The organism is Mesorhizobium terrae (assembly GCF_008727715.1).
Taxonomy (GTDB): Bacteria; Pseudomonadota; Alphaproteobacteria; order Rhizobiales; family Rhizobiaceae; genus Mesorhizobium; species Mesorhizobium terrae.
Genome location: NZ_CP044218.1, coordinates 4,135,518 through 4,158,344 on the forward strand (window position 1 = coordinate 4,135,518; position 22,827 = coordinate 4,158,344).

At 62.7% G+C, this 22,827-nt stretch carries 20 protein-coding genes; 12 read left to right on the forward strand and 8 right to left on the reverse strand.

What is annotated here, in order from left to right:
* Positions 1 to 107 precede the first annotated feature (107 nt).
* Positions 108 to 593: a phasin family protein gene (locus tag FZF13_RS21125; protein ID WP_024925308.1), complete on the reverse strand. Its 486-nt coding sequence runs from the start codon at positions 591 to 593 to the stop codon at positions 108 to 110.
* Between the two features lie 326 nt (positions 594 to 919).
* Between FZF13_RS21125 and FZF13_RS21130 the strand changes: the two genes are divergently transcribed.
* The 5 genes from FZF13_RS21130 (at position 920) to FZF13_RS21150 (ending at position 6,022) form a co-directional block, all read left to right on the forward strand.
* Complete coding sequence (locus FZF13_RS21130; RefSeq protein WP_024925307.1) at positions 920 to 2,221, forward strand: DUF445 domain-containing protein; 1,302 nt, start codon at positions 920 to 922, stop codon at positions 2,219 to 2,221.
* Between the two features lie 70 nt (positions 2,222 to 2,291).
* The gene (locus FZF13_RS21135; RefSeq protein ID WP_024925306.1) at positions 2,292 to 2,720 is read left to right on the forward strand and encodes a phasin family protein; all 429 of its coding nucleotides are present in this window, start codon (positions 2,292 to 2,294) and stop codon (positions 2,718 to 2,720) included.
* Complete coding sequence (locus FZF13_RS21140; RefSeq protein WP_024925305.1) at positions 2,721 to 3,092, forward strand: VOC family protein; 372 nt, start codon at positions 2,721 to 2,723, stop codon at positions 3,090 to 3,092.
* 56 nt (positions 3,093 to 3,148) lie between these two features.
* Complete coding sequence (locus FZF13_RS21145; protein WP_024925304.1) at positions 3,149 to 4,411, forward strand: alpha-hydroxy-acid oxidizing protein; 1,263 nt, start codon at positions 3,149 to 3,151, stop codon at positions 4,409 to 4,411.
* Positions 4,412 to 4,516: 105 nt separating this feature from the next.
* Entirely contained in the window at positions 4,517 to 6,022 is a 1,506-nt protein-coding gene (locus FZF13_RS21150; RefSeq protein WP_024925303.1) for a helicase HerA domain-containing protein, read from the forward strand.
* A 30-nt stretch (positions 6,023 to 6,052) separates the two neighbouring features.
* Here FZF13_RS21150 and FZF13_RS21155 read toward each other — a convergent pair whose 3' ends face one another.
* Positions 6,053 to 6,826 (reverse strand): esterase/lipase family protein, encoded by a 774-nt coding sequence (locus tag FZF13_RS21155; RefSeq protein ID WP_024925302.1) that lies wholly within the window; start codon positions 6,824 to 6,826, stop codon positions 6,053 to 6,055.
* Positions 6,827 to 6,928: 102 nt separating this feature from the next.
* A complete protein-coding gene (locus tag FZF13_RS21160; RefSeq protein WP_024925301.1) occupies positions 6,929 to 8,377 on the reverse strand; it encodes a WS/DGAT/MGAT family O-acyltransferase in 1,449 nt (482 codons plus the stop codon).
* 291 nt (positions 8,378 to 8,668) lie between these two features.
* On the opposite strand from FZF13_RS21160, the gene FZF13_RS21165 reads away from it, so the two are divergent.
* The 4 genes from FZF13_RS21165 (at position 8,669) to phaZ (ending at position 13,575) form a co-directional block, all read left to right on the forward strand.
* Complete coding sequence (locus FZF13_RS21165) at positions 8,669 to 10,366, forward strand: long-chain-fatty-acid--CoA ligase (RefSeq protein WP_024925300.1); 1,698 nt, start codon at positions 8,669 to 8,671, stop codon at positions 10,364 to 10,366.
* Between the two features lie 84 nt (positions 10,367 to 10,450).
* Positions 10,451 to 10,936, forward strand: coding sequence for a MaoC family dehydratase (locus FZF13_RS21170; protein WP_024925299.1), 486 nt, complete (start codon positions 10,451 to 10,453; stop codon positions 10,934 to 10,936).
* Positions 10,937 to 10,939: 3 nt separating this feature from the next.
* A complete protein-coding gene (locus tag FZF13_RS21175) occupies positions 10,940 to 12,694 on the forward strand; it encodes an alpha/beta fold hydrolase (RefSeq protein ID WP_024925298.1) in 1,755 nt (584 codons plus the stop codon).
* A 50-nt stretch (positions 12,695 to 12,744) separates the two neighbouring features.
* The gene (phaZ, locus tag FZF13_RS21180; protein ID WP_244431262.1) at positions 12,745 to 13,575 is read left to right on the forward strand and encodes a poly(3-hydroxyalkanoate) depolymerase; all 831 of its coding nucleotides are present in this window, start codon (positions 12,745 to 12,747) and stop codon (positions 13,573 to 13,575) included.
* A 45-nt stretch (positions 13,576 to 13,620) separates the two neighbouring features.
* On the opposite strand, the gene FZF13_RS21185 is transcribed toward phaZ, so the two are convergent.
* Genes FZF13_RS21185 through FZF13_RS21195 form a run of 3 tightly spaced genes read right to left on the reverse strand, consistent with a single transcriptional unit; the run spans position 13,621 to position 16,035 of the window.
* Positions 13,621 to 14,661: a zinc-dependent alcohol dehydrogenase family protein gene (locus tag FZF13_RS21185; protein WP_024925296.1), complete on the reverse strand. Its 1,041-nt coding sequence runs from the start codon at positions 14,659 to 14,661 to the stop codon at positions 13,621 to 13,623.
* Between the two features lie 31 nt (positions 14,662 to 14,692).
* Positions 14,693 to 15,343: a maleylacetoacetate isomerase gene (gene maiA, locus FZF13_RS21190; protein ID WP_024925295.1), complete on the reverse strand. Its 651-nt coding sequence runs from the start codon at positions 15,341 to 15,343 to the stop codon at positions 14,693 to 14,695.
* Complete coding sequence (locus tag FZF13_RS21195) at positions 15,340 to 16,035, reverse strand: fumarylacetoacetate hydrolase family protein (protein ID WP_024925294.1); 696 nt, start codon at positions 16,033 to 16,035, stop codon at positions 15,340 to 15,342. The genes maiA and FZF13_RS21195 overlap by 4 nt, the downstream gene beginning before the upstream one ends.
* A 232-nt stretch (positions 16,036 to 16,267) precedes the next feature.
* On the opposite strand from FZF13_RS21195, the gene FZF13_RS21200 reads away from it, so the two are divergent.
* Positions 16,268 to 16,951, forward strand: a complete 684-nt coding sequence (locus FZF13_RS21200) for a response regulator (protein ID WP_024925293.1) — start codon at positions 16,268 to 16,270, stop codon at positions 16,949 to 16,951.
* A 104-nt stretch (positions 16,952 to 17,055) separates the two neighbouring features.
* On the opposite strand, the gene FZF13_RS21205 is transcribed toward FZF13_RS21200, so the two are convergent.
* Together FZF13_RS21205 and FZF13_RS21210 are read right to left on the reverse strand one after the other, a co-directional pair.
* Complete coding sequence (locus tag FZF13_RS21205) at positions 17,056 to 18,390, reverse strand: ATP-binding response regulator (protein WP_024925292.1); 1,335 nt, start codon at positions 18,388 to 18,390, stop codon at positions 17,056 to 17,058.
* Between the two features lie 7 nt (positions 18,391 to 18,397).
* The gene (locus FZF13_RS21210; protein WP_244431267.1) at positions 18,398 to 19,567 is read right to left on the reverse strand and encodes an FIST signal transduction protein; all 1,170 of its coding nucleotides are present in this window, start codon (positions 19,565 to 19,567) and stop codon (positions 18,398 to 18,400) included.
* Positions 19,568 to 19,824: 257 nt separating this feature from the next.
* Between FZF13_RS21210 and FZF13_RS21215 the strand changes: the two genes are divergently transcribed.
* Complete coding sequence (locus tag FZF13_RS21215; RefSeq protein WP_024925290.1) at positions 19,825 to 20,322, forward strand: (2Fe-2S)-binding protein; 498 nt, start codon at positions 19,825 to 19,827, stop codon at positions 20,320 to 20,322.
* 138 nt (positions 20,323 to 20,460) lie between these two features.
* Positions 20,461 to 22,803 carry a xanthine dehydrogenase family protein molybdopterin-binding subunit gene (locus FZF13_RS21220; RefSeq protein WP_024925289.1) on the forward strand — a complete coding sequence of 781 codons (2,343 nt, stop codon included), beginning with the start codon at positions 20,461 to 20,463 and terminating at the stop codon, positions 22,801 to 22,803.
* Positions 22,804 to 22,827 lie beyond the last annotated feature (24 nt).

Consider the following 22,827-nt stretch of genomic DNA (forward strand, 5'->3'; position numbering starts at 1 on the left):
CTTGTGGGCGGGCCTTGGTTACGCGACTTGCACTCGTACAGAAATCAGAACCGGTTTACGCGGAGCGTTCGCTTCGCACGGATGGCTTCAATGCAAGCCTGCGTCGATCAGGCGGCCTTCTTGTCGAAGGTGTAGAGCTTGCCGATTTCAGCCTGGACGGTCTTGGCGCCATCGACAACGGTGGTCTTGGCGGTCTCGGCAGCGCCGCGAATGCGCTCGATGTTGGCGGAAGCGTTCTCACGCACAAAGTCGGCCTGGATCTGGACGGCTTCGTTGAAGGACTGCGCACCGGCAACCTTCTCGACCGTGGTCAGCGCATGCTGGACATTGGCCAGCGTCGCGTCGAGCAGGCCGCGGGTGAAGTTGGCGTAACCAACGACGAAGGAGGTGGCGATCTTCTCGGCGCCGTCGTTCAGCTTGGCGACACCGCCGTGCACGCTCTCGGCGCGCTCCTTGGCGGTCGAAGCGCCGCGCTTGACGAAATCGCGGGCAGCAGCCGGAACTTCAAGCTTCGACTGGGCGGTTTCGAAGGCGGACTTGATCGAGGAAAAATAGGTGGACGAAGGGGCGGTGGTCTTGGCGGTCTTGGTCATGGCGATTCCATCCTCTTAAGGAGCTATGGGTTGCGCTCCGGTCAGGATCGACCCGGAGCATGGCGAGCATATAGGAGCAAATATTGTGCACTGCAACATAAAACTTTGGTGCGGTGCAAAATTTCGGGCAACCTGTTGTTGTGGAACGCGTAATTTTGAGCGCGGCTAAACGGTTTCGTCGCCTTTCGAGACCTTGCACTCGGTCGGTTGGCGACCGACATGCGGTGATGTGTTTATGCAAACACTGCGTATCGTATGCGTGGGGCTGCCAAGCTCGGGCAGGGGAATGCTAAGCTTGGGCAGGTTGGATGCAGGATAGACCGTCAATGTCGCAGCAGGATGCAGTCGCGAGCACGGGCTTCGTGGTAGGCGACAAGGATGCCGAGGTGAAACTCGCGGCGCTGAAGCGTACGAAGTTTGTCGCGGCCGCCGCCCTCGGCCTGTGCGTGGTCGTGTTCTTTGTCACGAAATCGCTGGAGGGCAGCCATCCCTGGCTCGCCTTCGTTGCTGCCTTTGCCGAGGCCGCCACCATTGGCGGTCTCGCCGACTGGTATGCGGTGGTGGCGCTGTTCAAGCGGCCGCTAGGCCTGCCCATCCCACACACGGCGATTATCCCGGAGAACCAGACCCGCATCGCCGACAATCTCGGTCGCTTCATCGAGGTCAATTTCCTGGCACCGGGGCCGGTGCGCGAGAAACTCAACGAGGTGGATTTCGCAGCCTTGGTGGCCGACTGGCTCGCACATGAGGAGCGTGCGGCGGGCCTGTCGCGCTTCGTCATGCGATTGGTGCCGCAGACGCTGGGTGCAATCGAACAATCCAGCCTGCGCGACTTCGTTGCCCAGCGCATGCTGGAACAGGTGGAAAAGGTGCAGGTGGCGCCACTGGCGGCTGAACTGCTCTCGGCGTTCACCGACGATCGCCGCCATCAGAAGCTGTTCGACGAGTTCACCAAGGTGGTCGGTCGTTTTCTCGCCGACGAACAGGCGCTGGCGGTGATGCGCGAGAAGATCCGCGAGGAATTGCCGTCGCTGTTCAACCTGTTCCGCGCGGATGCCTATCTGTTGAAGAAGATCGTCGCTTCGGCGGGCTCGCTGCTCGAGGAGGTGAGGGCGGATCCCGACCACCCGATGCGCGAGGAGTTCGATCGTTTCGTCAGGAAATTCATCGAGCGGCTGCGCACGTCAAAGGAATATGCCCGGCGCGCCGAGCAGATGAAGCAGGGGTTCCTCGCCAGGCCGGAAATCCGCGATCTGGCGCACGACATGTGGGAAAGCCTGCGTCGTTTCATCGAGCAGGACGCGGCGTCGGAAAATTCCATGATCCGCGCCCATCTCGCCAATATGTTCGTCGAGGTCGGGCGGCATCTCGCCAGCGACCCGCAGATCAGGGCCGATATGAACCAGGGCTTTGTGGTGGCGCTCGCCTCCTTCGTCGAAACCCAGAAGAGCAGCGTCTCCAAGTTCATCGCCGATCAGGTCAAACGCTGGGATCTCGGCCAGCTTACGCGGCTCATCGAGATGAACATCGGCCGCGACCTGCAATATATCCGCTTCAACGGCATGATCATCGGCGGCCTGGCCGGTCTTGCGCTCTATACGGTCGAGCGACTGTTTCTGATCAATTGACGGTTGTGCCCTGTTGTCTATTCTGACCCCTGCGGCGATCGAGCCGGCAACAAGGGAGGAGAAGACGATCATGGCCAAGCAGCCCGAAACCGAATCCTTCATGGACATGTTCAGCAAGCTCGGCCGCGACCTGAAAATGCCGAAGGTCGATGTCGAGACCATTCTCAGTCATCACCGCAAAAACCTTGAGGCGCTGGAGAAATCGGCCAGGGCAACCGCATCGGGCGCGTCGTCCGTCATGGCCAAGCAGCGCGAGGTGTTGCAGGATTCGCTGCGCGAAATCACCGAACTGGCGCAAAACTACCGTGCTCCCGGCAATCCGCAGGAATTCATAGCCAAGCAGGCGGACTTCGCCCGCAAGTCGTTCGAGACAGCGGTGAAAAATGCCGGCGAAGTGGCCGAGATCGTCAAAAAGTCCGGAACGGAATCGGTCGACATCCTGCGTGCCCGCATCAAGGATGCGATGGACGAGATCCGCGAGGGCTACGAGAAGAAGTAGGTGGCTACCGTCCGCTACTTTGCCGCTGACGTCGATGCTTCCATCGATTTTTACACGAAGCGACTGGGCTTCGTGTTGCGGCAGCAATTCGGCCCCAACATGGCGATCCTCGACCGGAGTGATCTGACGCTCTGGCTTGCGGGGCGCCATGCTTCCGCATCCCGGCCGATGCCGGATGGCACAGTGCCGGAACCGGGCGGCTGGAACAGGTTCGTCATCGAGGTGGAGAACCTGCCGGCCTTGGTGAAGGTTTTGGAAGGCGATGGCGTGCAGTTCCGGAACACGATGATCGAAGGTCCTGGCGGACGACAGGTTTTGTGCATGGACCCGTCCGGCAATGTGATCGAGCTGTTCGAAGCAACGCAGGGCTGATCTGGCTGAAATCGGTTATTTCTCGGGACTGTCAGCCGCTCTTGGTGGGGGAGAACATGAACGACATGCGAGCCACGGTCGCACCCGGCCGCCTGCGCCAGATGCAGATCTACGTCACCGGCGCTGGCGGCAAGCGGCCGGCTGTGCCGGTGGCTCACGACCTGCTGGAACAGGCTGCCGCCCGCAAGATGACGCCGCAAGCCGCCGCCTACATCATCGGCGGCGCCGGTGGCGAGGCGACGATGCGGGCCAATCGCGCCGCCTTTGAACGGCGCCAGATCGCGCCGCGCGTGCTGCGCGACGTTTCAAGTCGTGACCTCTCCGTCACCTTGTTCGGACGCTGGCATTCCGCGCCCATCCTGCTGGCACCCGTCGGCGTTTTGGAGATGGTGCATCCGGAGGCTGATCTTGCGGTGGCGCGCGCTGCGGCAGCTGAGGGCGTCGGCTACGTCTTCTCCAACCAGGCTTCGATGCCGATGGAGCGGGCGGCCGGGGCGATCGGCAATGCGTCGCGCTGGTTCCAGCTCTATTGGTCGAGCGATGATGATTTCGTGCGTTCGGTTGTCGGCCGGGCCGAGCGTTGCGGCTGCGAGGCGATCGTGGTCACACTCGACACGACCTTGCTTGGCTGGCGTCCGCGTGATCTCGACATGGCCTATCTGCCATTCCTGCGCGGGCTCGGTCTTGCTCAATATCTCAGCGATCCGGTTTTTCGCACCAAGATCCCGGCCAGTCCACCTGATACGGGCGTGAAGCCCGCTGGCCTGGACATCGTCTCGACGGCGCTCAGCCTGCGTCGGAAAGGCAAGGAATTTGGCCTGTCGATGCAGCAGATGCGCGCCGCCGTCGCGCATTTCACCGCCACCTATTCGCGTCCCGACCTCAATTGGTCCGACATCGCCCGGCTGCGCGGCATGACGAAACTGCCGATCCTGCTCAAGGGCATTCGCCATGCCGACGATGCGCGGCTGGCGCGGGAGCATGGTGTTGACGGCATCGTCGTTTCCAACCATGGCGGCCGGCAGGTGGACGGCGAGATTGCGACATTGGACGCGCTGCCGGCGGTTGTCGCCGCGGCGGGCGGGCTGCCGGTCCTGCTCGATTCGGGCATTCGTTCGGGCAGCGATGTCGCCAAGGCGCTGGCGCTTGGCGCTGCGGCGGTGCTGGTCGGCCGGCCTTATGTCTATGGCCTGGCGCTTGCCGGCGAGACGGGCGTGCGCGAGGTTATCCGCAACATCGTCGCCGAGTTCGACCTGACACTTGCATTGGCCGGGCTGACTAGGGCTAGCGACCTCGATACATCGCTGTTTGCCGGATAGGGCACGATCACCTCTCCTGTGGGTTTCGCCAATCGGCCCCTGCATCGCAGCCATCATGGTGCTAGACCTCGGCTCCATATGTCTGGAATTTCGCCGGGGTTTTGAATGAAGGTTGGCATCGAGATGGGGACGGCGTCGGGCGCGGCCGCCACGCTCGATCTTGAGGAATTGCTGGCCACGCGCCTTTTGGTGCAAGGCAATTCCGGGTCCGGAAAATCGCATCTGTTGCGTCGGCTGCTCGAACAGAGCGCGCCTTGGGTGCAGCAGGTCGTCATCGATCCCGAAGGCGATTTCGTCACACTTGCCGATCGGTTCGGCCATGTCGTGGTCGATGCGCAGCGCACCGAGGCCGAACTGACCGGCATTGCCGGCCGTATCCGCCAGCATCGCGCCTCGGTCGTGCTCAATCTGGAAGGGCTCGACGTCGAACAGCAGATGCGCGGCGCCGCCGCCTTCCTGAACGGCATGTTCGATGCCGAGCGCGACTACTGGTATCCAGTGCTGGTGGTGGTGGACGAGGCGCAGCTTTTCGCCCCGGCGGTGGCCGGCGAGGTCTCGGACGAGGCGCGCAAAATCTCGCTCGGCGCGATGACCAACCTGATGTGCCGCGGCCGAAAGCGCGGCCTCGCCGGGGTTATTGCCACGCAGCGCCTGGCCAAGCTCGCCAAGAACGTGGCGGCCGAGGCTTCCAATTTCCTGATGGGCCGCACCTTCCTCGACATCGACATGGCGCGTGCCGCCGACCTTCTCGGCATGGAACGGCGGCAGGCCGAGATGTTCCGCGACCTGGCGCGTGGACATTTCGTGGCTCTGGGGCCGGCGATGTCGCGTCGGCCGCTGCCGGTCGCCATCGGCGCGGTCGAAACCTCGGCGCGCTCCGTCAGCCCGAAACTGACGCCGCTGCCGGAAGCGATCGAGGATGTGCAGAGCCTGATCCTGACCCCCAGCCCGGAAGAATTGCGGCAGCCGCCGGCGCGCCGGCCACGTCCCGTGGCGCCGACGCCGACCGCCGACATTCTGGAGCAGTTGTCGCGGTCGCTGCCGGAACAGTCGGCAGCCCTGGAACCGGCGCCGACCCTGTTCGATCAGGCTGAGCGCGAGGTGCTCATCGCTGCAGTCCTGGCGGAGATCGTCGAGGATCCAGACGCGGCTTTTCGTGCCGATTCATTGCTCTATCAGGATTTTCTCGTGCGGTGCCGTATTCGCCGAGTGCCCGGCGAACCACTTGGCCTGCCCGCATTCCGGCGCCGGCTGGCTATTGCCAAGACCGGCATCGACGAAACGACCGCGGCAAGCGATGCCTGGCAGCAGGCACTGGCATTGTCCTCGGATGTCCCGGAAGATTTGCAGGCCGTGTTCCTGATCGTCGCCCAGGCGGCGGTGACCGGTTCGCCCTGTCCGTCGGACGCTGCGTTGGCACGTGCCTATGGCACGCAATCGGCACGGCGGGCGCGGCGGCTGTTGTCCTTCTTCGAGGAGCGCGGCCTTGCCGTGCTGCGCACCGATTTCCACGGCCGGCGTGTCGTCGCTTTCCCGGATCTCGGTTGTGAAACCGCGCCCGGCGATCCCAATCGCGTGGACGACGTGCCGGAACAACAGGCGGCCGAGTGAGCCGTCACGCAGAGCGGTATATGAAACGCTCTAGTTCCGCTTCGGATCGGGGAAGAACAGGCTCTTGAAGCCGCTTCGGTCGAATGGTTTCCATTCTCCCTGGGGCTGCGCCAGGCGATCGGCAATTGCGTAGACCGCCGCGGGGTGATGGCCGAGGCCGCAATGGCTCGCTTCCACCTCGATGCTCTCGGTGTGCGGGAGGTCGTTTTCCATGCAGGCTTGCCAGGCGCAGATACCATCGGTGCGGCTGTAGATCGCCGTTGTCGGCACCGGGGGCGATTCCGAAATGGCGCCACCCATATGGCCTTCGCGATCGTCGACCTTGTGGCCGGAGGTGAACTCGTAGAGCTTCCAGGCATTGGTGGCACGCGGGTCGCCGTTGAACGGGCTGCCGAGCGTGATCACCAGCCGCACCTCGTCGGGCAGCATCTTGGCGAGCTGGCGCGCATAGATGCCGCCGAGGCTCCAGCCGACGAGGCTGACCTTGCGGCCATGCTTGTCGGCCAGCGCCTTGAGGCGGTCGACCATCTTTCGCTCGACACCAGGCAGCGGGCCGTAGTTGCGGCCGAGGTCCCAGCCATAGGCGGCGTAGGCCTTCGATTTGAGGAAGCTGCGCAGCGCCACCGTCGAGCGGTCGCTGGTCACCAGCCCGGGCAGGACTAGGACCGGATGGCCGTCGCCGCGCGGCGCAAGCGCAGTGAGCAGGGGCAGCGAGGCGACGAAACCGCCGAGCTCCGGCAGCGCCCTGAGTTCCAGCGCGAACAGCAGTCGCGAAGGCGGTTTCAGCGTATCAGCGTGGGCCATGACGGCTCCTGTCGATTGATTCCAGCTGCACTCAACGCAGAATATGGGCCCTTTGTTCACAAAACTGCAACATTGCTCCCGGTTTCCGCAACGGTAGCAGGGTCAGTGTTTGATCGGTTTCGGCGGTGGAGGCGGCAGCTTTTCGACCCCTTCCTTCAATTCGGCCATGGCGGTGACCAGCAGGTCGCCGAGGTGGTCTGCGTCGGGCACGGCACGGCGGTCGGCTGTGATGCCGAAATCGAGCCGGTCCTGATAGCTCTGCACGGTGATGTTGAGAGCGATGCCGTGGACGGGGATCGAGACCGGGAACATCGCGAGCACCTTGGCGCCGGCGCAGAATACCGGAATGGGCGGACCGGGCACGTTGGAGATCGTCAGATTGGTGGTCGACGGCATGATGTCGGCAAGGCCGGTGCGGCCGTAGAGCTGGGCGAGGCCGGGAAACAGGATCGGCGCGCCAAGCAGCGTATAGTCCTTGGGCGAAACGTCCTTCACCGTGCCGGCCAAGGTCTTGGAATCGCCGCTGTTCTTGGCGATTGCCTTCAGTCGCTCCAGCGGCTCGGCAAGCTCGGTGGCGATCGGACAGAACATGCCGAAGACCCGGTTAGAGGCTTCCATGTCGCCGGGCTGGCGCAAGGAGATCGGCACGAAGGCGACCAGCGGTTTCGTCGGCAGCGCCTCGTGATCCTGGAGATAGGCGCGAAGCGCGCCGGCACTCACCGCCATCACCACATCGTTGATCTTGGTGCCGGTCGCCTTGGCGATGAATTTGGCGTCACCGAGCGACAAGGCCCTCGCGGCAAAGGCGCGCTGGGCGGTGACGGTCACGTTGAACGGTGTCTTCGGCGCCAGAATGTCGGGAATGCCGGGCAAGCCACCGCCTTTGCCTTCGCCACTCTTGGCTATGAGCAGATCGGTCATGGTGCCGAGCATCTGCGGCACTGCCTCCATCGCCTTCAGGTGCTGGCGCATCACGTTCTGCACGACGTCGTTGATGCCGAGGATCGCGCGTTCCTCGATCGTCGGCTTGCGCATCGCCGGTTTCGATTCCGGCGGCTTCACCTTCCGCGGCTGGGGCGAAAGGTCGTAAAGGGCGGCGGCGATCGCCATGCCGGCACCGCCATCAACGGCGGCGTGGTGTATCTTGGAATAGATGGCGACATTGCCGCCTTCGAGCCCGTCGATGACAGTGAATTGCCACAGCGGCCGCGAGCGGTCGAGCAGCGTCGAATGCAACTCGCCGACGAGATCCTCAAGCTGCTTCCAGCTGCCCGGCGCGGGCAAGGTGGCGCGGCGCAAATGGTAGGCAATGTCGATGTCGCCGGCATCGACCCATGCCGGATGATCGAGTTCCAGCACCGTGCGGGCGAGCCTCTTCTCGAAGATCGGCGCCAGATGCATGCGGGTCAGGAAGAATTCCTTGAAGTGGTCGTAGAACGTCCCGGACAGATCGGCCGGCGGCTCGTAGAGCGTCAGGCCGGCGACATGCATCGGCGTTTCCGGCGTCTCCATGTAGAGAAAGGTGGCATCGATGCCGCCGAGCTGCTTCATGCGTTCCCTCCCGGCCAGGTATTGGTCAAGAACCGCCCGGCCGCGCGGCCCCTTTTCCGCGATCATTTGCCGGATCGCAGGCAAAGGCAAGGTGACGCAAGGTACGGAGGCAAGTCTCCGACACCCCCAGCGCAATAACCCACGCTCCACAGCCTGTCATCTACTAGGCATGGCGGGAACTTGCATTCCGCAGGGTAATCGTCGTGAGCCGTCTAAGCCGCGGCACGCCGCTTCCCAAGCCCTTTTTGCCCGTCTAGATTGAAAGAAAAACGCGATCGAGGGGAGGAGCGCATGGACCGCATTTGGCTCAAGAGCTACCCAGCCGGCGTGCCGGCCGATGTAGACGTCAATCAATATCCGTCGGTTGTCGCGCTCTTCGAAGAGAGCTTCGCGAAATACCGGAACGACAAAGCCTATGTCTTCATGGACAAGGCGATCACTTTTGGCGACATCGACCGGCTCTCGCGCGACTTCGCCGCTTATTTGCAGGGCCTTGGCCTGAAGCGTGGCGACCGTGTCGCGGCCATGATGCCGAACGTTTTGCAATATCCGGTCACGGTTGCGGCGATCATGCGTGCCGGCTTCATCGTGGTGAACGTCAATCCGCTCTACACGCCACGCGAGCTTGAACACCAGCTCAACGATTCAGGTGCCAAGGCAATCATCCTCCTCGAAAATTTCGCTGCCACGCTGCAGCAGGTCATCAAGAACACCTCGATCCGGCATGTCATCCTCGCCAGCGTCGGCGATATGCTGGGCTTTCCCAAAGGCGCCATCGCCAATCTGGTGTTGCGCAAGGTGAAGAAGGCGGTGCCGTCCTTCTCGCTGCCGGGTGCCGTGCGCTTCAACGCGGCGCTGGCTGCCGGCAAGAGCAAGGCTTTCGAAAAACCGTCGATCAAGCCCGACGACGTGGCGGTGCTGCAATATACAGGCGGCACGACCGGCGTTTCCAAAGGCGCGGTCCTGCTGCATGGCACCATCATCGCCAATCTCCTGGCGTCGGAGGCCTGGACGCTGCCTGGCCTGAAACGCAAGCCGATCTCGGGCCAGCTCACCTTCATCTGTGCGCTGCCGCTCTATCACGTGTTTGCCTTCATCACCTGCGGGCTGCTCGCCATGCGCACGGGCGGCGTCAATGTTCTGATCCCCAATCCGCGCGACATTCCGGCGACGGTGAAGGAGCTCGCCAAATACAAATTCCATGTCATGCCGGGCGTGAATACGCTGTTCAACGCCTTGGCCAACAATCCCGATTTCGCCAAGGTCGATTTCTCGCAATTCAGGATCGCCAACGGTGGCGCCATGTCGGTGCAGGAGCCGGTCGCCAGGAAATGGCTCGCCATCACCGGTTGTCCGATCATCGAAGGCTACGGTCTGTCGGAAACATCCTCGGGCATTGCCTGCAACCCGACCGACAGCGACGCCTTCACCGGAACGATCGGCCTGCCATTGCCCAATGTCGAGATACGGCTCCTCGATGATGACGGCAATGATGTGCCGCATGGCCAGCCCGGCGAGATCGCCATCAAGGGGCCACAGGTCATGGCGGGCTATTGGCAGCGGCCCGACGAGACCGACAAGGTGATGACGCCGGACGGTTTCTTCAAATCGGGCGATGTCGGCGTCATGGACGACAAGGGTTTTGTTACCATCGTAGACCGCAAGAAGGACATGATCCTGGTTTCCGGCTTCAACGTCTATCCGAACGAGGTCGAAGCCGTCGCCGTGCAGCATCCAGGCGTGCTGGAGGCTGCTGTCGTGGGCGTGCCGGACAAGAATTCCGGCGAGGCGGTGATGATGTTCGTGGTCAAGAAGGATCAGGCGTTAACCAGGGAGGAACTGGCGGCGTTCTGTGTCAAGAACCTCACCGGCTACAAGAAACCGAAATACATCGAATTCCGCGATGACCTGCCACGCACCAATGTCGGCAAGATCCTGCGCCGCGAATTGCGTGATCAGGCTGTCAAGGAAATGGCGGTGTCGCGATGACGACAAGGGACGGGGCTTGCGTGAATTGACAGGGCGTTGCGTTCATGGTCGGACGGCGTAGCCGAAACAATCAGGGATGATGGGATGAGCAAGTCACCTCCGACCTACGAACAATTGCGGGCAATGACCGGGCAGGACCTGGGCTTTTCCGATTGGGTGGTGGTCGACCAGGCGCGCATTGACCAGTTTGCACGGTGCACCGAGGATCAGCAGTGGATCCATACCGACCCGGAGCGAGCCAAGAAGGAAAGCCCGTTCCGCACCACGATCGCGCATGGCTATCTCAGCCTGTCGCTGATCGGCGGCCTTAGCCAGCAGATGAATGTCGTTCCCGAAAACACCCAGGCCGTCTTCAACTATGGGCTGGACAAGGTGCGCTTTCTTGCGCCGATCCGGGCGGGTACGCGGGTCAGGCTGCGCGCGTCGCTGATCTCCGTGGAGGATAGGGGGCCTGGCCAATATCTGATGAAGTTCGCCAACACGATCGAGATCGAGGGCGAGGAGAAGCCGGCGCTGATGGCCGAGACTTTGGCCATGTTCTACGAGCGGCGGAGAAAAGCGGGAGGATAATTCATGGCGAAGGCGCCGGCGAAGGACAGCAGGGACGGCGACAAACGCGACGGCGACGACAGGGCGAGGGACGCGCGGCCGCTTGCCGAGCAGATCGCCGATGAGGCGGCCGAGAATACGCTGGCACTCAATCCGCTTGTCGGCCTGCGTACGCAGGACATCGCTGCCGCCGCCGGCTCGGTCATGAAGGCGCTGGCCAGCCATCCCCAGGCACTCGCCGAGCAGTGGCTCGCCTTTGCCAGCGAGTTCGGCAAGATCGTCACCGGTCAATCGGAAATCGCAGCCGACCCCAAGGACCGCCGTTTCGCCGATCCCGCTTGGAAGACGAGCGGACTGCACAAGGCGGTCATGCAATCCTATGTGGCCTGGAGCAAATCGGTCACTGAACTGGTTGCCAAGACCGAACTGCCGGAGAAGGATGCGGCGCGGGCGCGGCTGATCACCTCCATATTCGTCGACACCATGGCGCCGTCCAACAATCCGGCGCTCAATCCCACCGCGGTCAAGGCGCTGGTCGACAGCGGCGGCAAAAGCGCGCTGAACGGACTGAAGAACTTCCTCGACGACATGACCAGGAATGGCGGGTTGCCGTCCTCGGTCGATGCCTCGAAGTTCAAGGTGGGCGAGAACCTCGCCAACAGCCCCGGCACGGTGGTGTTCCGCAACGACGTGCTGGAACTGGTCCACTACACGGCGACGACCGACAAGGTCTACCGGCGGCCGCTGCTCGTCGTGCCGCCGCAGATCAACAAATATTATTCGGTCGATCTTTCACCCGACAAGAGCATGATCAAGTTTCTGCTCAGTCACGGCATCCAGCCCTATTGCGTGTCGTGGCGCAATCCGACGCCGGAACAGCGCGACTGGGGCCTCGATACCTATATTGCGGCACTGGACGAAGCCTGCGACGCGGCGCGCGACATCACCGGTTCCGACACCGTCAACATCATGGGCTCGTGTTCGGGCGGTATCACGCTGTCGACCTATGTCGCCTGGCTGGCTGCGCAGAAAAAGCAGAAGATCAACGCCGTCATTCTCGCCGTCTGCGTGCTCAACACCCAGGCCGAGACGGATTCCGACTTTGCCGCGCTGGTGACGCCGGAAACGATCATGGCGGCCAAGCAGATGTCGAAGGCGAGGGGCATCCTCGACGGCCACGAGATGGCCAAGATGTTCGCCTGGATGCGACCCAACGACCTGATCTGGAACTACTGGGTCAACAACTACCTGCTCGGAAACGCGCCGCCGGCCTTCGACGTGCTCTACTGGAACGCCGATACGACACGCCTGCCGGCCCGGCTGCACGGCGATTTCCTCGACCTGATCTTCACCAACCCGTTCATGAACCCCGGCAAGATGTCGATCCACGGCGTCCCTATCGACATGGGCAAAGCCAAACACGAGACCTATGTGATCGGCGGCACCACCGACCACATCACGCCCTGGAAAGCGGTCTACCAGACGGCGCGTCTCTATGGCGAGGACACCACCTTCATCCTGTCCAATTCCGGGCATCTGCAGAGCCTGCTCAACCCGCCCGGCAATCCGAAGGCCTGGTATGTGAAGGGCAAGACCAAGGAGAAGGATGCCGATGCCTGGACTGCCACGGCGGCCAAGCACGAAGGCAGCTGGTGGCTGGATTGGGCGACCTATCTGAAGGAACGCTCCGACGCCGAAATCGATGCGCCGGCCAGGCCCGGCAATGCCAAATACAAACCGCTCGGCGCAGCACCGGGAACCTATGTGTTCGAGCTGTGACGGCCGGACGCCATCGCAAGGAAGCATCGAAATAAACGGGGTTTGACTGAATGGCGATGGCGGCGAACAAGGCCAAGGCGGATGGCGCGATGGACATCAAGATGTTCGATGTCGACGGGCAATTGTTGCGCGTCGGCATCCGGCATGGTGCGTCCGAGCGGCCGCCGCTCCTGATGTTCAACGGCATCGGCGCCAATCTGGAACTGGCGGCTCCCTTCATGGCCGCGCTGGAAGACACCACGGGCATCATCTTCGACGTGCCGGGTGTCGGCGGTTCGCCCAACCCGATCTTTCCCTATAGACCGTCGACGCTGGCCAGGCTCGCCAAGCGGCTTGGCGAAATCCTCGGCCATGATCGTCTCGACATTTCCGGTGTGTCATGGGGCGGCGGGCTCGCCCAGCAATTCGCCTTCCAGTACCCGTCGGTGTGCCGCAAGCTCATCCTTGCCGCAACCGCGCCTGGCATCACCATGGTTCCCGGCGCGCCCACCGTGCTTTCCAAGATGGCAAGCCCGCGCCGCTACACCGACCCCGGCTATATGCGGTCCATCGCGGCCGAAATCTATGGCGGGGATTTCCGCAAGGACCCAACGCTGATCAACCGCCATGCCGGAGCCATGAAGGGCGCCTCGCAATATGGCTACTTTCTCCAGCTCTTCGCCATGAGCGGCTGGACCAGCCTGCCATGGCTCTGGATGCTGCGCCAGCCGACGCTGATCATGGCTGGTACCGACGATCCGCTGGTGCCGGTGATCAACGCCAGGGTGCTGCACACCATGATCGCCCGCTCACGCCTGGAACTGCTCGACGATGGCCATCTGTTCCTGGTGACCAAGCCGAAGCCGTCGGCGCAGATGATCGAGGCTTTCCTGCGGGAATAAGCGTGGCCTGAGCGAGGGCTTGCCACGCTCTGCTCACGCGTGGGTTCAGAAGCGCGTCACCACGCCGATGCCGATACCTTCGAAATTGCCCATCGCCATCAGCGCTGCCGGGGCTTCGTCGAGGCTCAGGGTCTTGCCGATCAGAAGGTCCGGCTTCAGTTTGCCGGCCCTGATCATCTCCATCATCGCGCCGTAACGAAACGCCTGCATGCCGTGGCTGCCGCGAATTTCCAGTTCGTAGGCGATCACCTTGGCCATTGGTATCGCCGCCTTGGCATGGTCGCCCAGCATCAGCCCGACCTGCACGTGCCGGCCGCGGCGACGCAGGTTGGAAATCGAGTTGTAGGAAGTGGTCGGATGGCCGAGCGCGTCCATCGACATATGCGCGCCGCCATTGGTGATCTCCTTGACGGCCTTGACCACGTTTGGCGTCTGCGCTGCGTTGACGGTAGCGGCCGCACCGAGCTTTCGGGCGAAATCCAGCTTTTCGTCGGTCAGGTCGATGGCCACCACATTGGCGCCCATGGCGCTGGCGATCATGATCGCCGAAAGGCCGACGCCGCCGCAACCATGCACGGCAACCCATTCGCCGGGCGTCACGCGGCCCTGGTCGACCACGGCGCGAAACGAGGTGACGAAGCGGCAGCCGAGGCTGGCGGCGGTGGCGAAATCCATCTCCTCAGGCAACGTCACGAGATTGGTGTCGGCGCGGTCGATGGCGACATATTCGGCGTAAGAGCCCCAGGCGGTGAAACCCGGCTGGAACTGGTGTTCGCAGACCTGGTGATTGCCGGAGGCGCATTCGAAGCAGCGGCCGCAAGCCGCCACGAACGGCACGGTGACACGCGCGCCGGCCTTCCAGTTCCGCACTTGACGACCGACGGCTACCACGATGCCGGCAAGTTCGTGACCGGGCACATGTGGCAGGCGGATATCGGGATCATGCCCCATCCAGCCATGCCAGTCGCTGCGGCAGAGCCCGGTTGCCTCCACCTTGATGACAACGCCATCGGGCGAGGGAACAGGGTCCGGTACGGTCCGCACCGTTGGCGCTTCACCGAATTTTTCGAAGACAACGGCTTTCATCGGCTGGTCCTGTATCTGCGACCTGGAGGGGTTATTCGGCGTCGGGCTGGTTCTGTGGCGCTGCCTTCTGGAAGGCGGGCAACGCCATGCAGGCGGCGTTGATGCGGGAAATGATCGGATAGGGTTCCATATCGACGCCGAAACGGGCGTTGTTCGTCACCTGCGCAGCCAGGCAGATGTCGGCCAGCCCTGGCGTTTCGCCATGGCAGAAGGTGCCCGTCTGCGGCGACGTCGCCAGAATCTTTTCAAGGGGTTGGAAGCCCTCATTCACCCAATGCCGGAACCAGTTGGCGATATCTTCGTCACTGGCGCCGAAGACGCTGCGAAGGCTGGTCAGCACGCGCAGATTGTTTACGGGATGGATGTCGCAGGCGATCATCTGCGCGAGCATGCGCACGTGAGCGCGATCTGCCGCTTCCCGCGGCAGCAGCGGCGGCTCGGGGCTGATCTCGTCGAGATATTCGATGATCGCCAGCGATTGCGTGATGAGGGCGCCGTCGCTCCAGATCAAGGCGGGGACCAATCCCTGCGGGTTGACCGCCAGGTAGGCCGGTTCGAGGTGTTCGCCGTGGCGCAGGTGATGCGGCACGTAGCGGTAGTGAATGCCTTTCATTTCCAGCGCGATCCGCACCCGGTACGAGGTCGAGGAGCGGTAATAATTGTGCAGGATGATGTCGCTCATCGCGCTTGTCCTATCGTAAGTTCGATGGTGCCGATGCCCTCGACGCCACCGCTCAGGCGGTCACCGGAAACAATCTGTCCGACGCCCGCTGGCGTACCGGTGAAAATGAGGTCGCCGGGCCGAAGTTCCACTGCTTCGCTGCAAATGGCAATGATGTCGGCGACCGGCCAGATCAGTTCGGCGAGGTCGCCATCCTGTCTCACGGTTCCGTTGACGGACAACCAGATGCGGCCGCTTGCCGGATGCCCGGATTGCTTAGCCGGCACCAGAGGCCCGCAAGGCGCGGATTGATCGAAGGCTTTCGCCCAGTCCCAGGGGCGCGCTGCCTTCTTGGCTTCGTCCTGCAGGTCGCGCCGGGTCAGGTCGATGCCGACGCCATAGCCCCAGACATGGGAAAGCGCTTTGTTCACCGGGATCCGAAAGCCTGCTTCGCCTATCGCGACGACAAGCTCGATTTCGTGATGCAGATTCGCGGTCAGCGGCGGGTAGGGAATGGTGCTGCCCGAATCGACCACGGCATCGGCCGGCTTGGTGAAGAAGAAGGGCGGGTCGCGTTCGTCATTGCCCAGTTCGCGGGCATGCGCGGCGTAGTTGCGGCCGACGCAGAAAATGCGTCGAACCGGAAAACGTTCCGCGGATCCTGCAATGGCGACGGATGGGATCGGTGGCGCCGCCAGGGCCAATGCATTCATGCTGATTCCGCTCCTTTGCCAATGTCGGATGCCGCGCACCTTCGGTCGTTTTGAACGGAGGGGCAAGGCATTGCCGACAGGTTGCGCGGGCGAACCGTTCTTGACCTGATAGGCCACTGCTCGATGGGCTAGCGCCAAGGGGCGGCCGATGTACTATTGGCCAATGAACGGATCGTGCCGCCGGGCGTATGCTGAAAGGCGCGATGACGATCGACATCGAGGCAGTGCCACCATGAATGCAGTGAATGAAGTCGCAAGATTCCTGATCATCGACGATCATCCGCTGTTTCGCGAAGCACTGCACAGCGCCGTGCAGATGGCCTATCCGGAAGTCGACACCGTCGAGGCCCGATCCATCGGTGAAGCACTGGAATTGCTGGCGGGCGCCGGGCAGTTCGACCTTGCGCTGCTCGATCTGTCCATGCCCGACGTCCACGGCTTCGACGGACTTCTGCAATTGCGGACGCGTTATCCGCATCTGCCGGTGATGATCGTTTCCGGCCACGAGGATGCCCGCATCATTTCGGAGGCGCTGTCTTATGGCGCGGCTGGATTTGTTCCGAAATCCGCGCGCAAGGACGATCTTGCGGGAGCGATCCGCGCCGTGATGGAAGGTGCGATTTATGTGCCGGAGACCTATTCGGTGCATCAGCCCGATCCGGAAAGCACCGACAGGGCCGACATGGTGCAGCGGCTTTCGCGGCTGACGCCGCAGCAGTTGCGCGTGCTGCAGATGCTGCGCCAGGGCATGCTCAACAAGCAGATTGCCTATGAGCTGCAAGTCGGTGAAACGACGGTGAAGGCTCACGTGTCGGAGATCCTGCGCAAGCTCAACGTCTACAGCCGCACACAGGCGGTTATCGAGGTTTCGAAACTCGACAATGCCGAGTTGTTCAGGGATCAGCAGGGGTTCTGAAAAGGCAATCGGCAGTCGGGAATAGGCAGTCGTAGAAAAACGGCTCGTTGCCCGCTTGCATATGGCTCGCAAACTATATGATCCGACTGCCGACTGCCGACTGCCTAAGCCAGCAAATGCGCCAGCAGCGCCCGAAGTTGTGCCGGCTTCAGCGGCTTGCGCATCAGGTCGATGCCCGCTGCCCGGGCGGCCTTGACCACGCTTTCCGACGGGTCGGCGGTGACGATCAATGCCGGTACTGTGCGGCCGAGATAGTCGCGCACCTCGGCGACCGTCTCCGTGCCCAGGTCACCACCGTCCAGATGCTGGTCGGCGATAACGATGTCGGGCACCCAGTCGGTGTCGCCCAGAGCGTCGAGCGCTTCGTCGGTCGAGGCGGCCGGGCGCACGATGCATTGCCAGCGCTCCAGCAGCGACGTCATTGCCGCCAGCACGTCGGCGTCGTTTTCTACCAGCAACACCTTGGTGCCGAACAGGCCATAACCCTTTGGCGTTTCGCTTTCGCCGGCACCGGGTTCCGGCTGCGGGTTGGCTGAGACCGGTACATCGATATGAAAGATCGTGCCGCGCCCGACCCTGGAAGAGAAGGTGACGGGATGGCCGAGCGCGCCGGCCATGCGCCGCACGATTGCAAGGCCTAGGCCCAGCCCGCCGCCGGTCGGCTCGGTGCCGCCGCCGACCGTGCCGCGATGGAACTCCTCGAACACGGCCTCGCGCTGGTCTTCGGGAATGCCGTAGCCCGTGTCAGCCACATCGATGCGGAGTGTCTTACCGCGCTGCCGGGTGCCGACCAGCACGCCACCCTTATGGGTGTAACGCAAAGCGTTGGAGAGGATGTTCTGCAGGATGCGGCGCAGAAGCGTCCTGTCGGAGCGTACTGCGATCGCGACGGGGCGGAAACGCAACGTCAGTCCCTTCATCTCGGCGACTTGTTGGAAGTCGGAGCGCAGGGCGGAAAACAGCGTTTCAAGGCTGACGTCGGTTATCTCCGGCTCGACCACGCCTGCATCGAGTTTCGAAATGTCGAGCAGCGTATGCAGCAGATCTTCCATGGTCTGCAGCGAACGTTCCACTTGCCGGACCAGCTTCTTGCCTTCGGTGGAAGTCTGCAGTTCCGCGAGTGCCGAAATCGACAGATGGGCGGCGTTCAAAGGCTGCAATACGTCATGACTGGCGGCGGCGAGGAAGCGCGTCTTGGAAAGATTGGCGTATTCGGCATTCTCCTTGGCGGCGGAGAGGGCCAGGTTCGACTGTTCCAGCCGGCGCAGCGCGGCATGTAGTTCCTCGGTGCGCATGCGCACCCGGTTTTCCAGCGAGATCGCGGTCTGAAACAGCGAGAACGCATTGCCCTGCTGGTCCATCGATCGTTCGACGCGGCTGACCAGCGCGGCGTTGATCTTCTTCAGTCGCTCGATGTCCTGGATGTCGTTCAGCGGCATTCGAGTTCTACTCCGCCGCCTGGCGCTGTCCAAAGGCGATGCCGGTAAAGGTCTGGTTCAAATGCATCGACCGGTATTGTTCGCCGTAGGTGCCGAAACCGATCACCTTGTTGGCGCGGTAGAGTTCGGAAATATCACGGAAAACCTGGCGGTTGCGGGCATCGAGCCGACGCAGCACGCAATCGAAGCCGAGGATCATGTCGATGTTGCCAAGCTTGGCCTCGACCTCCTTCAGCGCGGCGCGCGTCGTCTCGACCATGCTCTTGGGCTGGGCGATCGACAGGACGATGCCGTCGTCGATGGCGCAGAAAAAAGAGAGCGAACCGTCGGGGTTCATCTTCTGGATCGACCGGCAATAATATTCGCCACCCACTTTCACGACCACGGGATGCGACGCGAACGAAAAGGGCGTCAGCGTATGCTGCACGATGCCGACCGAGGCGGCATATTCGGTTGCCGCGACATCGGCATTGAACTCGCGCACGATGCGATGATCGGGATCGGAAGCGGTCACAACCAGCTTCTCGTCGGTCGGGACAAAATTGTCGGTCTTGAAGACGTGGAAGGGGATGGTGGTGGCGATCAGGATGACGATGGCGCTGTCCGAGGCGACGCGCCCGTCGCGCATCAGCGTCGTGGTTTCGAATTTCAGGTCATCGCCGGCCGAACCGCCGATCAGCGGGATGTCGTCGAGAGCCCAGTGGATTGCGGAGGTGACCGCTTCCTCGGCGTAGGAGAGCCCGTCGATCAGGCAGAGCGCGAAGACGTTGTCGGCGCTGGCGTCGCCAGCTTTGGCATGCAGGGTACGTCGCAGCACTTCCACTTCGCCGGTGATGCCATCCATGGCCGAAGACGACAGGTTCTCGACCATGGCGCTGGCGACGGTAAAAGCGCTGGTGGGAAAGAGCATGGCCAGCATATGGCCTTCCTCGAGGCCGTCCGGCGTGATTTCGCCTGCCGTCGAACAGCCGGCGTAAGGCAGCTTCGGGGCGTGTTTTTTCAATGAGTTGGCAAGCGTCGTTGCATCAACCAGGCTGCGCGAGAAGAACAGCAACGCAAAGCCCGCGCCGATCGCCCTGGCTTCAGCCTCGACGGCGATGGCAAAAGCATCCGTGTCCGGTTCGCTCGTGGTGAGCGCCGAAAGCCCGCATGCATAGCTCGTCCGCGAACAGACCAGCCCATTTCCTCCCGATGCCCAAGGCGCTCCCCAACGCCGCCAATCATTGTTGCCGCAGGGGGCGATCTTTGGCAATGGCCGCGCGCTAAGCCCAACGACCGAAAGTACAATATACGGGATTCAGGGCCGGTTGCATTGTCGTGAAAGCGGGGGTGCTTCGGGCGTTTGAGGCACTTCGCGAGACAAGAACATCGGTCTGCCGGGGTGTCCGGAGGGAGCCGGCAGCCACACCGAGGTTGAATACCCAGGGAGGCTTCATGTCGGACATTTCGTTGACCGTGAACGGCAGGCAGGTTCACGCAACAGTCGAGGACCGCACGCTGCTGGTCCATTTTCTAAGGGAACATCAAGGGCTTACCGGAACACATGTCGGTTGCGACACCTCGCAGTGCGGCGCCTGCGTCGTCCATGTCGACGGCAAGGCGGTGAAGTCCTGCTCGATGCTGGTCGCCCAGGCTTCCGGTTCCACCGTCGTCACGATCGAGGGTCTCGCCAATGGCGCGGACCTACATCCTGTGCAGGCGGCCTTCAAGGAACACCATGGGTTGCAGTGCGGCTTCTGTACGCCCGGCATGATCATGACCGCGACCGACATGATCGCCCGCCATCCGGAAGGCCTGGATGAGGCCACGGTGAGGGCAGAGCTCGAGGGCAACATCTGCCGCTGCACCGGATATCACAACATCGTCAAGGCGATACTGGCCGCTTCTCAAGCGATGTCGAAGGCCAAGCCAAAGGCCAAGAAGGCGGCTTGAGCCGCGAAAAGTGAACACAGCCCGGCGGCCGCGACCAGAGTCAAAAAGTTTTGACGAAGCCGATCAAGCACTTGGCGGCAAGAGGCCGCCGATACCGGGTGAAACGAATTCACTTCAAGGTTCCGGAGGAGAATTTTGATGGGTATTGAAGGCATCGGCGCCCGCGTGGCGCGCAAGGAAGACAAACGTTTCATCACCGGCGCAGGCCGCTATGTCGATGACATGGTGGTGCCCGGGATGAAGCACGCGGTCTTCGTCAGAAGCCCATATGCGCATGCGCAGATCAAGAAGATCGATGCCAAGAAGGCGCTGGCCATGCCCGGTGTCATCGGCGTGCTGACGGGCAGGGAATTGAAGGCCGACGGCATCGGCAATCTGATCTGCGGCTGGATGATCCATTCCAAGGACGGCTCGCCGATGAAGATGGGGGCCTGGTCGCCGCTGGCGTTCGACAAGGTGCGTTATGTCGGCGACGCGGTGGCGATCGTCGTTGCCGACACAAAGGGCCAGGCGCGCGATGCCGCCGAGGCGGTGGACGTTTCCTACAAGGAACTGAAAGCTGTCGTCGACGCGGTGAAGGCGCTGGAGAAGGGCGCGCCGCAACTGCATCCGGAAGCCGACGGCAATCTGATCTTCGACTGGGAGATCGGCGACGCCAAGGCGACCGACGCGGCGATCAAGGCCGCGCACCACGTCACCCGCATGAAGATCGTCAACAACCGCCTCGTGCCCAACGCCATGGAACCACGCGCGGCGCTCGGGCTCTATGACAAGGCCGAGGACCACTACACCTGCTGGACGACGTCGCAGAACCCGCATGTGGCGCGGCTGGTGATGAGCGCTTTCTACAATGTGGCGCCGGAAAACAAGCTGCGTGTCATCGCGCCCGATGTGGGCGGCGGCTTCGGCTCGAAGATCTTCATCTATCCCGAGGAGATCGTCTGCCTGTGGGCGTCGAAGAAGACCGGTGTGCCGGTGAAATGGGTTGCCGACCGCACCGAAAGCTTCCTGACCGACGCGCATGGCCGCGACCATCATTCGACGGTCGAGATGGCCTTCGACAAGAACAACCGCATCACCGGGCTCAAGGTCGACACCATCGCCAATCTCGGCGCCTACATGTCGCTGTTCTCGTCGTCGGTGCCGACCTATCTCTACGCGACCCTGTTGTCGGGCCAGTACAACATCCCGGCAATCCACGCCAATGTGCGCACGGTCTACACCAACACCGCGCCGGTCGACGCCTATCGCGGCGCCGGGCGGCCGGAAGCGACCTATCTTCTGGAACGCACCATGGAGACGGCGGCACGGGAACTTGGCGTTTCGCCGGCCGAACTCAGGCGCAGCAACTTCATCACCCAGTTCCCGCACCAGACGCCGGTGATCATGTGTTACGACGCCGGCAATTACAGCGCCTCGCTGGATGCGGCGATGAAGGCGGCCGACTATACCGGTTTCGCCAAGCGGCGCGACAAGGCCAAGAAGGCGGGCAAGCTGCGCGGCATCGGCATGAGCGCCTATATCGAGGCCTGCGGCATCGCGCCGTCGGCGGCGGTCGGTTCGCTGGGTGCCGGCGTCGGCCTGTGGGAATCGGCCGAGGTGCGTGTCAACGCGGTCGGCACCATCGAGGTGATGACCGGTTCGCACAGCCATGGCCAGGGCCATGAGACGACCTTCGCGCAACTGGTCTCGGATCGTTTCGGCGTGCCGATTGACAGCATCAACATCGTCCATGGCGACACCGACAAGGTGCAGATGGGCATGGGCACCTATGGTTCGCGCTCCGGCGCGGTCGGCATGAGCGCCATCGTCAAGGCCCTGGACAAGGTGGAAGCCAAGGCGAGGAAAATCGCGGCTCACCTTCTGGAAGCCGACGAGGGCGACATCGTGGTTGAGAACGGCGAACTCAAGGTGGCCGGCACCGACAAGAAGGTGCCCTGGTTCCAGATGGCGCTTGCCGCCTACACGGCCCACAATCTGCCGGCCGGCATGGAGCCGGGCCTGAAGGAGGGCGCGTTCTACGATCCGTCCAACTTCACCTTCCCGGCGGGCTGCTACATCTGCGAGGTCGAGATCGATCCCGATACCGGCGAAACCCAGATCATCCAGTTCGTTGCGGCCGACGATTTCGGCAACATCATCAACCCGATGATCGTCGAAGGCCAGGTGCATGGCGGCATCGCCCAGGGCGTCGGCCAGGCGCTTCTGGAGGGCGCCTATTACGATCCGTCCGGCCAGCTGCTGACGGCAAGCTACATGGATTACACCATGCCGCGCGCCGGCGACCTGCCTTCGTTCAAGGTCTCGACCTCGAACACGCCATGCCCGGGCAATCCGCTCGGCATCAAGGGCTGCGGCGAGGCCGGCGCCATCGGTTCGCCGCCGGCGGTCATCAACGCCATCACCGACGCGCTCGGCATCATGGATTTCACCATGCCGGCGTCGCCCCAGAAGGTGTGGGCGGCGGCGCAGAAGCATTGAGGAGGCAGTAGGGAGTGGGCAATC

What these genes read in the sequence shown, in the direction of transcription:
- FZF13_RS21125 (WP_024925308.1), bottom strand. Translation starts at nt 593, where the DNA reads ATGACCAAGACCGCCAAGACCACCGCCCCTTCGTCCACCTATTTTTCC.
- FZF13_RS21130 (WP_024925307.1), top strand. Translation starts at nt 920, where the DNA reads ATGTCGCAGCAGGATGCAGTCGCGAGCACGGGCTTCGTGGTAGGCGAC.
- FZF13_RS21135 (WP_024925306.1), top strand. Translation starts at nt 2,292, where the DNA reads ATGGCCAAGCAGCCCGAAACCGAATCCTTCATGGACATGTTCAGCAAG.
- FZF13_RS21145 (WP_024925304.1), top strand. Translation starts at nt 3,149, where the DNA reads ATGAACGACATGCGAGCCACGGTCGCACCCGGCCGCCTGCGCCAGATG.
- FZF13_RS21150 (WP_024925303.1), top strand. Translation starts at nt 4,517, where the DNA reads ATGAAGGTTGGCATCGAGATGGGGACGGCGTCGGGCGCGGCCGCCACG.
- FZF13_RS21155 (WP_024925302.1), bottom strand. Translation starts at nt 6,826, where the DNA reads ATGGCCCACGCTGATACGCTGAAACCGCCTTCGCGACTGCTGTTCGCG.
- FZF13_RS21160 (WP_024925301.1), bottom strand. Translation starts at nt 8,377, where the DNA reads ATGAAGCAGCTCGGCGGCATCGATGCCACCTTTCTCTACATGGAGACG.
- FZF13_RS21165 (WP_024925300.1), top strand. Translation starts at nt 8,669, where the DNA reads ATGGACCGCATTTGGCTCAAGAGCTACCCAGCCGGCGTGCCGGCCGAT.
- FZF13_RS21170 (WP_024925299.1), top strand. Translation starts at nt 10,451, where the DNA reads ATGAGCAAGTCACCTCCGACCTACGAACAATTGCGGGCAATGACCGGG.
- FZF13_RS21175 (WP_024925298.1), top strand. Translation starts at nt 10,940, where the DNA reads ATGGCGAAGGCGCCGGCGAAGGACAGCAGGGACGGCGACAAACGCGAC.
- phaZ (WP_244431262.1), top strand. Translation starts at nt 12,745, where the DNA reads ATGGCGATGGCGGCGAACAAGGCCAAGGCGGATGGCGCGATGGACATC.
- FZF13_RS21185 (WP_024925296.1), bottom strand. Translation starts at nt 14,661, where the DNA reads ATGAAAGCCGTTGTCTTCGAAAAATTCGGTGAAGCGCCAACGGTGCGG.
- maiA (WP_024925295.1), bottom strand. Translation starts at nt 15,343, where the DNA reads ATGAGCGACATCATCCTGCACAATTATTACCGCTCCTCGACCTCGTAC.
- FZF13_RS21195 (WP_024925294.1), bottom strand. Translation starts at nt 16,035, where the DNA reads ATGAATGCATTGGCCCTGGCGGCGCCACCGATCCCATCCGTCGCCATT.
- FZF13_RS21200 (WP_024925293.1), top strand. Translation starts at nt 16,268, where the DNA reads ATGAATGCAGTGAATGAAGTCGCAAGATTCCTGATCATCGACGATCAT.
- FZF13_RS21205 (WP_024925292.1), bottom strand. Translation starts at nt 18,390, where the DNA reads ATGCCGCTGAACGACATCCAGGACATCGAGCGACTGAAGAAGATCAAC.
- FZF13_RS21215 (WP_024925290.1), top strand. Translation starts at nt 19,825, where the DNA reads ATGTCGGACATTTCGTTGACCGTGAACGGCAGGCAGGTTCACGCAACA.
- FZF13_RS21220 (WP_024925289.1), top strand. Translation starts at nt 20,461, where the DNA reads ATGGGTATTGAAGGCATCGGCGCCCGCGTGGCGCGCAAGGAAGACAAA.